9 protein-coding genes are annotated in these 11,603 nt (G+C 69.6%); 4 read left to right on the top strand and 5 right to left on the bottom strand.

Going from position 1 to position 11,603, the window contains the following annotated elements; genetic code table 11:
• The first annotated feature begins 66 nt into the window (after nucleotides 1–66).
• Together ACZ3TS_RS05605 and ACZ3TS_RS05610 are read left to right on the top strand one after the other, a co-directional pair.
• Entirely contained in the window at nucleotides 67–3,654 is a 3,588-nt protein-coding gene (locus ACZ3TS_RS05605) for a DUF4082 domain-containing protein (RefSeq protein ID WP_467613884.1), read from the top strand.
• 74 nt (nucleotides 3,655–3,728) lie between these two features.
• Nucleotides 3,729–4,775, top strand: a complete 1,047-nt coding sequence (locus ACZ3TS_RS05610) for a glycosyltransferase family 2 protein (protein WP_467613886.1) — start codon at nucleotides 3,729–3,731, stop codon at nucleotides 4,773–4,775.
• Between the two features lie 17 nt (nucleotides 4,776–4,792).
• Here the strand turns inward: ACZ3TS_RS05610 and ACZ3TS_RS05615 are convergent, their stop codons facing one another.
• The gene (locus ACZ3TS_RS05615; protein ID WP_467613888.1) at nucleotides 4,793–5,464 is read right to left on the bottom strand and encodes a hypothetical protein; all 672 of its coding nucleotides are present in this window, start codon (nucleotides 5,462–5,464) and stop codon (nucleotides 4,793–4,795) included.
• Nucleotides 5,465–5,532: 68 nt separating this feature from the next.
• On the opposite strand from ACZ3TS_RS05615, the gene ACZ3TS_RS05620 reads away from it, so the two are divergent.
• Nucleotides 5,533–7,575, top strand: a complete 2,043-nt coding sequence (locus ACZ3TS_RS05620; RefSeq protein WP_467613890.1) for an O-antigen ligase family protein — start codon at nucleotides 5,533–5,535, stop codon at nucleotides 7,573–7,575.
• Nucleotides 7,572–8,471, top strand: coding sequence for a glycosyltransferase family 2 protein (locus ACZ3TS_RS05625; RefSeq protein WP_467613892.1), 900 nt, complete (start codon nucleotides 7,572–7,574; stop codon nucleotides 8,469–8,471). Before ACZ3TS_RS05620 ends, ACZ3TS_RS05625 begins: the two co-directional genes overlap by 4 nt.
• 86 nt (nucleotides 8,472–8,557) lie before the next feature.
• Here ACZ3TS_RS05625 and ACZ3TS_RS05630 read toward each other — a convergent pair whose 3' ends face one another.
• From ACZ3TS_RS05630 to ACZ3TS_RS05645, 4 genes are all read right to left on the bottom strand, one after another.
• Entirely contained in the window at nucleotides 8,558–8,953 is a 396-nt protein-coding gene (locus tag ACZ3TS_RS05630; RefSeq protein WP_467613894.1) for a hypothetical protein, read from the bottom strand.
• Nucleotides 8,947–9,624 (bottom strand): class I SAM-dependent methyltransferase, encoded by a 678-nt coding sequence (locus tag ACZ3TS_RS05635; RefSeq protein ID WP_467613896.1) that lies wholly within the window; start codon nucleotides 9,622–9,624, stop codon nucleotides 8,947–8,949. The genes ACZ3TS_RS05630 and ACZ3TS_RS05635 overlap by 7 nt, the downstream gene beginning before the upstream one ends.
• A gap of 71 nt (nucleotides 9,625–9,695) precedes the next feature.
• Nucleotides 9,696–10,484, bottom strand: a complete 789-nt coding sequence (locus ACZ3TS_RS05640) for a glycosyltransferase family 2 protein (RefSeq protein WP_467613898.1) — start codon at nucleotides 10,482–10,484, stop codon at nucleotides 9,696–9,698.
• Between the two features lie 8 nt (nucleotides 10,485–10,492).
• The gene (locus ACZ3TS_RS05645; protein ID WP_467613900.1) at nucleotides 10,493–11,599 is read right to left on the bottom strand and encodes a right-handed parallel beta-helix repeat-containing protein; all 1,107 of its coding nucleotides are present in this window, start codon (nucleotides 11,597–11,599) and stop codon (nucleotides 10,493–10,495) included.
• Nucleotides 11,600–11,603 lie beyond the last annotated feature (4 nt).

An 11,603-nucleotide genomic window follows, 5' to 3' on the forward strand; every position in this document is an offset into this window, starting at 1 on the left:
CCGACTGCACGGGTCGGTTCTGTACAGCACCGCTGAGAGGTACACATGAACAGATGGAGCAGACGGTTGCGGGGCGGTCGCCTCGCCGTCGTAGCAGCATTGATATGGGCGGTGCTCCCGCAGGCCGTGTCGGCCCAGGCGGCGTCCGATCCGTGCGGAACGGGCTCGAACCCCATCGTCTGCGAGAACTCCAAGCCGGGCAGCCCCAAGTCCGACTGGTTCTCGCCCAACGCCTACGGTGACATCCACGGCTTCACCACCAGGGAGAGCGTCCAGGCCGGCGACACCGTCCAGTTCAAGGTCCAGTCGAAGACCTCGTACAACATCCAGATCTACCGTCTGGGCTGGTACGGCGGCGACGGCGCGCGCCTGATGTCGACGGCGGCCCAGGCGGCCGTGACGTATCCGGCCAACTACACCAGCCAACCGGCCAGTTGCACCACCAAGAGCAGCACCGGCCTGGTCGACTGCGGCAACTGGCCCGTGACCGCGACCTGGACGGTGCCCAGCGACGCCGTGTCCGGCCTGTACATCGCGAACCTCACGCAGACCGACGGCGACGGCCTGATGCCGTACCCGTTCGTCGTCCGCAAGGACTCCAGCACCTCCGACATCGTCGTGCAGACCAGCGACCAGACCTGGCAGGCCTACAACGACTACGGCGGCCAGGACCTGTACGGCGGCACCGGGCCCGCGCCGGACGGCCGCGCCTACGAGGTCAGCTACAACCGGCCGCTGGACATCGGCGGTGACAACGGCATCTACGGCTCCGAGTTCATGATGCTGGCCTGGCTGGAGCGCAACGGCTACGACGTCAGCTATCTGTCCGGCGTGGACGTGTCGTCGACCAACGGCGCGACCCTGCTGGAGAAGCACAAGGTGTACATGTCGTCCGGCCATGACGAGTACTGGACACAGAGCCAGTACTCCAACGTCCTGGCGGCGCGGAAAGCCGGCGTGCGGGAGGGCTTCTTCAGCGGCAACGAGGTCTTCTGGAAGACGCGGCTCGCCCCCAGCATCGACGGCACGAACACGGCCGACCGCACCCTGGTCTGCTACAAGATGACCAAGATGGCGTTCAACAACGGCATCGCCGACCCCAGCGGCACCTGGACCGGCACCTGGATGGATCCGACCAGCACCAACTATGGCCAGACCTACCAGCCGCCGAACATCCTCACCGGCTCCATGTTCCAGGCGAACGGCTACCGCAGCGACGCGATCACCGTCCCCGGCTCGTACGGCAAGAACCGGATCTGGCGCAACACCTCCATCGCCGGCCTCACCTCCAGCCAGACCGCAACCTTCCCGACCGGCACGCTCGGTTACGAGTGGGACAGCGACCTCGACAACAGCACCAGACCCGCCGGGCAGATCGACGTGTCGTCCACGACGGTGGACATCACCGACGGCACGTACCGTCTGGACTGGGGCAACCTGTACGGCAACGGCACCGCGACGCACAATCTCGTCGAGTTCCGCGACCAGGACTCCGGAGCCCTGGTGTTCGGGACCGGAACCGTGCAGTGGTCGTGGGGCCTGGCCAACGTGCCCACCTACAATCCCGGTGACACGGTGGTCACCGAGGACTCCCGTATGCAGCAGGCGACGGTGAACATCCTGGCCGACATGGGGGCCCAGCCGAAGTCCCTGCAGAGCAACCTGGTCGGCGCCACCGCCTCCACCGACACCACCGGCCCGACTGTCACCGTGACCAGCCCGGCCTCCGGGGCCACCGTCCCGGCGCTGAAGCCGGTCACCATCACCGGCACCGCCACCGACTTCGGTGGGGGAGTGGTGGCCCGCGTGGAGGTGTCCACCGACGGCGGATCGACCTGGAAGGCCGCCAAGGGTCTCTCGTCCTGGAGCTACAGCTGGACGCCCACGACCCCGGGTTCCGCGTCCGTCAAGGTCCGCGCTGTCGACGACAGCGTCAACATCGGCGCCGTCACCACCGTCCCGGTGACCGTCGGCCCCCAGGCCTGCCCGTGCACCATCTGGCCGGCCTCGGCCGTGCCCGGCACCGTCAACGCCGGCGACGGCGGCTCGGTGGAGCTCGGTGTCAAGTTCCGTACCACCGTGGCCGGTTCGATCACCGGCGTCCGGTTCTACAAGTCGCCCGTCAACACCGGCACCCACACCGGCAGTCTGTGGACCGCCTCCGGCACCCGCCTGGCCACCGGCACCTTCACCGACGAGACGGCCTCCGGCTGGCAGCAGCTGAACTTCTCCACCCCGGTGACCGTCAAGGCCAACACCACCTATGTCGCCTCGTACTTCGCCCCCAACGGCGGATACTCCTACGACACCTCCTTCGCCGACAGCGACGCCGGACTGGCCCCGCTGACGGCCCTGAAGACCGGCACCGACGGCGGCAACGGCGTCTACCACTACGGCTCGACCAGCGCCTTCCCGTCCTCGCAGTCCTCCGGCAGCAACTACTGGGTCGACGTGGTGCTGGACACCTCGACGGCCAGCACGACCCCACCCACCGTCTCCTCGACCTCCCCGACGTCCGGAACGACCGACGCGTCGATCACGGCCCCGGTCTCGGCCACCTTCAGCTCGGCCGTCGACACCGACAGCGTGACGTTCACCTTGAAGGACGCGGACGGCAACACCGTGCCGGGCGCCGCCACCTTCCCGGCGTCGAACAAGGCGACGTTCACTCCGTCGACGGAGCTGGAGCTGCACACCACGTACACCGCGTCCGTCCAGGCCTCCGACGTGTGGGGCAACGCCATGGCGGCCCCGGTGACCTGGTCGTTCACCACCAGTTCCACGCCCCCCGCGGTCACCTGCCCCTGCACGCTGTGGAGTTCCTCCGCCGTGCCGGCCAACACCGACATGACCGCTGATCCCAACTCCGTGGAGCTGGGCACCCGGTTCACGTCCTCGGCGGCCGGCTGGGTCACCGGTGTCACCTTCTACAAGGGCACCGGCAACACGGGCACCCACACCGGCAGCCTGTGGACCGACAACGGCACACTGCTCGCCAGCGGCACCTTCACCAACGAGACGGCCTCCGGCTGGCAGACGCTGACCTTCGCCACTCCGGTGGCGATCACCGCCGACACCCCGTACGTCGTCTCCTACCACGCCCCGAACGGCAACTACGCGGTGGACGGCGTCTACTTCGCGGCGGCCCACAAGTCCTACCCGCTGACGGCCACGGCCGACACCACCACGCACCACAACGGGCTCTACAAGTACGGCACCGACTCGGCCTTCCCCAACGGGTCCTACGGATCCGCGAACTACTGGGTCGGCCCCGTCTTCACCGCCGACGACCCAAGCGCGTCCCTGGCGACGGCCACCGCCTCTGAGGTGACCGCGTCCTCGGTGGCGCACACCGCCGACGCGGCGAGCGCCCTCGTCCTGGCCGTGCCGACCAAGGCGGCGGTGTCGTCCGTGCAGGCGACCGTGACCATCCTGTCGGGCCGTAACGCGGCCACCGCCAGGAAGCTCCATGTCACGGCCGTCGTCTCCTACAACCGGACGACCCACAAGGCGTCCGTCCACCTGTCCGCCCCGTTGCCGGAGGGCACCCGGTTCAAGGTCACGGTCACGGCCAAGGACAAGCGCCGCCACACGGTGAAGTCCCAGAGCTGGACCCTGACGAGCAAGACCGTCTTCAAGAAGAAAAAGAACTGACCCGTCCCCACACACCGTCGGTGGTCAGCGCCCAGCCGGGCGCTGACCAGCGACGGGGATTGGCTTCACCACCGATGAGCAGCGTCAGTGTTGTGATCCCCTGCTACAAGTACGGCCATTTCCTCGCCGACTGCGTGAGCAGCGTCCTGGACGAGCAGGACGGCGTTGACGTCCGGGTACTCATCATCGACGACGCCTCGCCCGACGACTCGGCGGAGGTCGCGCTCAAGCTGGCCGCCTCCGATCCGCGCATCGAGGTCCACGTCCACGAGACCAACAAGGGTCACATCGCCACGTACAACGAAGGCCTGCTGGAGTGGGCCGACGGCGACTACGTGGCCCTCCTGTCCGCCGACGACCGGCTGGTCCCGGGCGCGCTGGTTCGAGCGGCCGCGCTCCTGGACGCCCACCCCGAGGCGGGGTTCGCCTATGGGCGCCCGCTGCGCTTCCAGCACGGCGGTCCGCTTCCCAAGGCCCGTACACAGAGCGCCGGTTCGGTCGTCTACTCCGGCCAGTGGTGGCTGGAGCGTCGCTTCCGCGAGGGCACCGGCTGCATCACCTCGCCGGAAGTCGTCGTGCGCACAAGCCTCCAGCGCAAGGTCGGCGGGTACGACCCCGCCCTTCCGCACGCCGGCGACATCGAGATGTGGATGCGGCTCGCAGCCCACGCCGACGTCGGCTACATACGCGGCGCCGACCAGGCCTTCTACCGCGTCCACGGCAAGAACATGTCCACCGTCGACTTCGGCGGCCAGCTCGACGACCTGCGCCAGCGCCTCGTGGCCTTCGACTCGGTGCTCGCCAAGTGCGGTGACAAGCTGCCCCACGCCGACCGCCTGGCCGACCAGGTCCACACCCGCCTCGCCCGCTACGCCCTGCGCCGGGCCTACCGGGCCTACGACCGGGGCCGTACCAGGGTCGTGCCGGTCGACGAATGCGTGGCGTTCGCCGCGGAGTGCCTGCCCGGATACGCGACGCTGCCCGAGTACCGCGCGCTGCGCCTGCGCAGACGGATCGGTCCGAAGGCCATGCCGTATCTGCAGCCCCTGGTGTGGTCGGCCGTGGCCGAGCGCGGGCGGGAGTGGCTGTGGTGGGAGTCCTGGAAGCGCCGCGGTATCTGATGCGTGATCAGTTCGGGTCAGCCGGCCACCGGAATCCCGTCGGCGCGACGGAGCGGGTCCCGAGAGGTCTCCTTATTCTTCCTGCGGCGCAGCGCGTACTGGTCGAACCACAGCGCGCCCAGGATCCCGGCGATGCCGCCCAGCAGCGCCGTACCTGCCAGGGCGCGGGTCCTGGTGCCCTGCACCGGGGCGGCGCTCGGGGCGACCAGGACGGATGCGCTGATCCGCGACGCGGGTGCGATCCCCTGGGCGTCCTGCAGGTCCGTCACATGCTTGGTGTAGACCTCGATGACCCGGCTGACCGCCGTGTCGGCCTCGACGGCGCCGGCCCGATTCGCCTGCACCTGTACCGAGGGGATCAGATAGCGCGGGGTCGCGCTGGTGCCGCTGTTGCGCGGGATCAGCTGGTACGTCCCGTGCACGCCGGCGGCGTCAAGCTCCTTGCGCCCGGCGGGCGACTCGAGCTGCTGGATGACCCCGTACGAGAGGATGGCGAGCGGCGGTTGGAGATTCGTCAGCTGGTTCGGCTGGTTGCCCGTCACGGGCGGTTTGAGGACGACGACCGCCGAACTCAGGTACTGCGGTGCGGGGTGCAGCACTTGGTAGGCTCCGGCGGTCGTCAGCACGAGCGCGAGCAGCAGCACGTACCAGCGGCGGAGCAGCGCTTCGGCGACGTCACGAGGCGACACAGGGATTCCTTCCGTCGGCACCGATCCTCGCAGGCGCCGGGGCGATTCGCCACCAAAAGGGAGTTCTCATGAGCCTTGCCGACCTTTTGGCGATCATGCGCAGGCGCTGGTACTTCATGGTGCCCCTGACGCTGCTCAGTCTTCTCGCGGGCGGGTATCTGTACCGGACCATCCCGGTGTCCTACGAGTCGCAGAGCTCCGTCACGCTGCTCGACTCCACGGCGATCGCCGAACTGGCGCCGACCTTCGGCAACCCCCTGTCGAACACGGGCGGTTCGCTGGTCGTCACGGCCGATGTGCTGATCAGGACGCTCCAGTCGAGCGACTCGGCCAAGGAACTGCACTCGCGCGGCGTCACGGACCAGTACACGGTCGGTTTCGCGCCGCAGGCCGACAGCCCGCTGCTCACCCTGAGCGTCACCGGAACCGACCGGGCGAAGGTGCTCCGGGAGACCGCCACCCTCACCAAGTTCACCGGGGAGCAGCTGAAGGCCCTGCAGGCCGCCTCCAAGGTGCCGGCGGTGTACGCGGTGCAGACCGCGCCGGTCGTCCTGCCGCAGACACCGGTCTCGCAGTCGAAGGGCCGGTACCAGGGCATCGCGTCGGTCGTCATCGTCGGGCTCGTCAGCGCGTTCCTGCTGTCCATCCTGGCCGAAGGCGTCGCGGTGGTCCGTCGGCGGGGACGCGCCCTGGCCGGATACGTGCCCCGGCGCCATCGCGGCAGGCCCCCCGAGCGGCCCAAGGGCCTGCTGGTGCGGAGACTGGACGCCACGACGATCCTCACCGGTTATCTGGTGCTGGCCTTCTTCGTCCCGTCGAACCTCACCCTGCCCGCGCTGGGCGGCGTCGGCACCCCGGCCAATGTCTTCGCCCTGCTGGGACTGCTTTGGTACCTCGCGACCTGGCTCGGCGGCCGCATCTTGCCGGCACCGGGCACCAGGCTGCCGCGCGTGGCGATGTGCGTGCTCGCCGCGGCGGTGCTGCTGTCGTATCTCGCGGACGCGGCCCGCGAAAGCTCGCACGAGGAGGTCCTCGGGGCCGACCGGGGGCTCATCGGGCTCGGCGTGTGGGTGGCGCTCGTCGTGCTGTCATCGGCCGGCATCCAGGATCGCAGCCGGCTGGAGACCCTGATGCGCCGGCTCGTCGTCCTGGGCACCGTGGTCGCCCTGATCGGCTACTACGACTTCTTCGCCGCGACCAACATCGCCGACTCCATCCACATCCCCGGCCTGCATTCGAGCACCGCCGGGATGAGCGCCATGGACCGCGGCTCGTTCACCCGGCCGCGCTCCACCACGGCCCATCCGCTGGAGTTCGGGGGGATGCTCGCCATCCTGGTCCCCTTCGCCGTCCACCAGGCGTTCGACCCGGTGCGCCGGCACGTCGGCGCGCTGCGCCGCTGGGCTCCGGTGGCGATCATGGCGGGTGCTCTTCCGCTGACGGTGTCCAGGACGTCCATCATCGGCGCCTTCATCGTGATCCTGGTGATGGTGCCCCGCTGGAAGCCGCAGCGGCGCTGGGCCGCGATCGGAATCATCCTGGGATCGGTGGCGGGCTTCAAGGTGATCATTCCGGGACTGATCGGGACCATCACCAACCTGTTCGCCAGCTTCCTGTCCAACTCCGACAGCAGCACCCAGGCACGCACCGTGAAGTACAGCGCGATCGTTCCCTACCTCAGCGAACGTCCCTGGTTCGGACGGGGATTCGGCACCTTCACCCCCGACCTGTACTTCTTCACGGACAACCAGTACATGCTGACCCTGGCCGAGATGGGCGCCCTGGGGCTGGTCGCGCTGCTCGTCCTGTTCGTCACCGGGATTCACCAGGGCGGTGCCATCCGCCGGCTCGCCCGCACCGAGTCGGACCGGGAGCTCGGGCAGGCCTTCCTCGCCTCGGCGCTGGTTGCCCTGGTCATCAGCGCCACCTTCGACGCGCTCAGCTTCCCCATGTACGCCGGGATGTTCTTCCTGACTCTGGGTGCCGGCGGCAGCTATCTCGGCTTCATCCGGCGCGAGGCGGCGGCCGCCGCGGTCCCGGCCCTCCGTCAGGCACCCGGCCCCCGTAAAGCATCCGAAGCCGAGCTCCCCCAACTCGTGGAGTCCCGATGAGCGCTGTCGCCGTCATCGTCGTCACCTGGAACAGCGCCTCGGTGCTCCCCGGGTTCCTCGCCGCGCTTCCCGAGGGCATGGCCGGCCTCGACTGGCGGCTGGTCGTCGCCGACAACGACTCCGCCGACGACACCGTCGGGGTTCTCCGGGCGCTGGCCCCGGAGGCCACCGTCGTCCAGACCGGCCGCAATGCCGGGTACGCGGCCGGGGTCAACGCGGCGCTCCATGCCGCCGAGGGATACGAAGCCGTCGTGATCTGCAACCCCGACATCCGGATGCGGCAGGGCTGCGCCAAACGTCTCGTCGACAGCCTCGGGGACGGAGTCGGGATCGCCGTACCTCTCCTGTACGAAGAGGGCAGGGGCACGCCCCATCACTCGCTGCGCCGCGAGTCGAGCGTGCTCCGGGCCCTCGGCGAGGCCGTGATCGGCAACACCCGGGCCGGGCGGTTCCCGGCCCTGAGCGAGCTGGTCACCGACCCCGCCGCCTACCAGCGGCCCACGCGCGCGGACTGGGCGACCGGCGCGCTGATGGCCATCTCGGCCGACTGCCTGGCAGCCTGCGGCCTGTGGGACGAGTCCTTCTTCCTCTACTCGGAGGAGACCGAGTACTGCCTGCGCGCGCGGGACCGGGGATACGCCACACAGTTGGAGCCGACGGCCGAAGCCGTCCACCTGGGAGGCGACTCCCAGGTGTCGCCCCGCCTCTGGACGCTCCTCACCCTCAACCGCGTCCGCCTGTACCGGCGCGGGCACGGCCCCCTCGCCACGGCCGCCTTCCGCGCCGCCGTCCTCCTCCGGGAAACGTCACGCGCCGCGCTCGGCCGCCCGGCCAGCCGAGCGGCCGCCGCCGCCCTTGCCCGACCGGGTGCCTTGCGTAAGACGCCGGGGCCTTAGCGCCGACTACGGCTCAACGCTCGCTGCTTTGTTCGCTTTTGGGGTTCTAAGGGGGGTTCATGAGTGCAGTCGAGGTCACCGACAGATCAGACAGACCCGCCAGAACGCAGGCTGACGGATCGAGGTTCCCGTCGCTGACGGGGCTCCGGTTCGTCGCTGCGTTCCTCGTCTTGCAGCTCGTTCCCGCCGGTGCCGCACCCCAGCGACAGGCCGCGCAGATCGGTGCGCGGCGCGAAGTGCTTGGCGGCCACGTACTCAGGGAAGGACGTGTCCGCGTCGCCGGTCATCAGCAGGTTCCGCCGCTTGATCACCGCCGGTATCGCCCACCACTCGGTCAGCGACGGGTCGACCTGGGACCAGTGCTGGACCACCCGTGCGCCGCCGCGCACCCGCAGCTTGGCCAGCACCGGGTCCAGGTCCAGCTTCCGTACCCTGCGCAACAGCCGGTCCGCGTCATGTCTGTTGACCAGGTTGTTCAGCATGCGGGCTCCGTTCTCACGGCTATGAGCGATTTGGGGGCACCGAGCACCCGCTCGCTGAGGAGCACTGACCGGGGGAACAGGTAGCGCATCTCGGCGCGGGTCAGCAGCTCGATGTTGATCACGGCGTTCATCGCCGACTCCGGGCTGTCGGGGCGACTGTGGACGAGTGGCCAGTGCCGTACCAGACGCGCCCTGGCGGTCAGGGGCAGGAACTGGAAGCCGGGCGCCACGAAGTGCGGCTCGACGGGGAAGTAGCGGTACGGCGTCTGGATCCAGTGCAGCGGCGCCAGTTGCTCGACGGCGGAGACGAACTTCTGGCGCTGGCTGTGGCCGCCCACGTGCTCGATGGTCGAGTTGGAGAACACCAGGTCGTAGCCGCCCTTGCCGCTCAGTTCGGCGGCGACCGCCGGGTGGGTGACATCGGCGTTCTCCGCGGTGATCCAGTCGGGCAGTTCGGCGGGGTGCGTCTCCAGGTTGATCAGGTGGACGTGCTTGGCGCGCACCGGTGCGCGCAGCCACATCTCGGCCGTCCCGCCCAGGTCCACGACGCTCATGTTCTCGATGCCGGGGAAGCAGCGCCGGAACCGCTCCCAGCGGGCGATGCGGAGCCGTTCGCCCAGTGAACCGGGTGCGTCGACGAATCTGTTTCTGAGGGCTCGGGAGCGGGGCATGGGATCAACCACCTGTCTCGGAACGGAAGGGGAGCAACGGTCCGCGGGGCGGGGCCGCTTCATCTGGGCGGTCACCACTGGCTGTAGAAGCTGGCCGGGTTCATCAGGTATCGGACGGTGGGGTGCGGCACATGGCGCACCCGGTGCCTGCGGCCGTACCGGCGGATCAGCTCCCAGTCCTCCCGGGGCAGCACCTCCGGTGTCCGGCGCAGGCGGCTGAAATGCAGGGAGCGGTTGCGGCGGGCGACGAAGGCGTTGGTGTCCAGGAAGGCCTCGCGGGCGGCTCGGCGCCGGTCGTAGGGCACCGAAAGGACGTCCTTCTCGTGGCCGTCGGGCAGGACGCGGCGCAGTGCCGTGTAGACGCCGTCGGGTCCGTCGGGGGACTCCAGGACCGCCAACGTCCGTTCCAGATGGTCGGGTTCCCACAGGTTGTCGTCGTCCAGGAACGCCACGTACCGCGAGCGGGTGAGGCGGATGCCCACGTTGCGCACGACGCCCGCCACGCCGGTGTTGCCTGCCAGCGAGACGGCGAACAGCCTTGGGTCGCCGGGGAGTTCGGGGAGTCCGGCGCCGTCGTCGACCACGATGACGACCTGGTCGCGAACAGTCTGGTCCAGGGCCGAGCGCACCGCTGCGCGCAGCGCCTCCGGGCGCCGGTGGGTGGCGATCACCGTGGCGACCAGCGCCGAGGGCGGCGACGGCAGGCCGGCGGCCAGCCTTCGGGTCTCGGCGTCCTCGATCCGGCGCAGCCGCACCGCGGTGGGGGCCAGCAGGACCTTGTTCCTGGCCTCGAAGAGCACCAGCCAGCCGAACAACGCCTTGAGCAGCGTCCAGGGCCCCCGCGCGACACGGCGCGTCATGACGCCGCTCACGAGGACGGCTCCGGCTGGATCGAGCGGCCGTCGGACATCCGGTTGTTCCGCCACAGATTTCCGGCGCCGCCCGCGTTCCAGTGGGCGACCGTGCCGTAGCCGCCCGAGGCGGGGTGGTACTGCGTCGAGAAGACGTTGTTCGTGACCTTGATCCCGGTGGCGCCCGTGTCACCGCCGTAGAGGGCGTACGCGCCGCCCGCTATCCAGTTGTCGTCGACGGTCACGTTGCGGACCACCCCGGTGTCCGCGAACAGGCCGATGCTTCCCGAGGCCCCCTGCTTGAGACCGGTCGGGTTCAGCAGGGTGTTGTGGCGGATGATCAGCTGCCCGGTGTTGCCGCCACTGCTGATCACCGCGTTGGTGTGCTGCCACTCGCCGCCCCGGTTGATGAACGGGGCGAGGTCGTGCACGTAGTTGTCGTGCAGATTGCCCTGTCCCATGGCCAAGGCGTCGCCGAACACCGAGACGTCGCACCAGCCGACCTCGATGGAGCTGCTCCCCATGTTCGACACCGCGTAGTCCACACCGCCGTTGTCCGGCCCCTTGCCGGGCACGGCGGTGATGGTGGAGTGCAGGACCCGCAGGCCGTGGTAGCCCGGGCGGAGGTTGATGCCCCACCAGTTGTCCGACGTGATCCTGGTGTCGACGACGGTGACGTTGTTCGCGTAGATGTCGAGCGAGCCGGTGATGTCCCAGCCCCGGATGACGAGTCCGTTGGTCCGGACTGCCATGTAGCCGGTCTTGTGGGGCTTGAGGGGGATACGGGGGCCGGTGGTGCGGGCGTCGGGGAAGCCGCAGGCGCCGGGGGAGGTGCACGCGGTCCTGGCCGCGGGTGTTTCGGACGCACCGCTCGGCCCGGCCGTCGCGGTGGGCTTCCCCGTCGGGGACGGCGAGGCGGTGGTGCTCCCGGTCGCATCGCCGGCCGCGGGCGGTGAACCGGTGCTCGGTGCCGCCGAGGAGGCGCTCGCAGGGCAGGTCCGCGCGTCGTCCGGGCAGTCCGGCGACGCGGACTTGTCCGATCCCGAGCAGGCTGTCCCCATGACCGCCAGCAGGGCGGCGAGCGGCAGCCCCGCGAGCGAGTTCCGGCCGATACGCCGTGCCATCGGG

The organism is Streptomyces sp. NPDC022910 (assembly GCF_055561075.1).

Excerpts from the sequence above, each read along its gene's own strand:
- ACZ3TS_RS05610 (WP_467613886.1), top strand. The coding sequence starts at position 3,729 with ATGAGCAGCGTCAGTGTTGTGATCCCCTGCTACAAGTACGGCCATTTC.
- ACZ3TS_RS05620 (WP_467613890.1), top strand. The coding sequence starts at position 5,533 with ATGAGCCTTGCCGACCTTTTGGCGATCATGCGCAGGCGCTGGTACTTC.
- ACZ3TS_RS05625 (WP_467613892.1), top strand. The coding sequence starts at position 7,572 with ATGAGCGCTGTCGCCGTCATCGTCGTCACCTGGAACAGCGCCTCGGTG.
- ACZ3TS_RS05630 (WP_467613894.1), bottom strand. The coding sequence starts at position 8,953 with ATGCTGAACAACCTGGTCAACAGACATGACGCGGACCGGCTGTTGCGC.
- ACZ3TS_RS05635 (WP_467613896.1), bottom strand. The coding sequence starts at position 9,624 with ATGCCCCGCTCCCGAGCCCTCAGAAACAGATTCGTCGACGCACCCGGT.
- ACZ3TS_RS05640 (WP_467613898.1), bottom strand. The coding sequence starts at position 10,484 with ATGACGCGCCGTGTCGCGCGGGGGCCCTGGACGCTGCTCAAGGCGTTG.
- ACZ3TS_RS05645 (WP_467613900.1), bottom strand. The coding sequence starts at position 11,599 with ATGGCACGGCGTATCGGCCGGAACTCGCTCGCGGGGCTGCCGCTCGCC.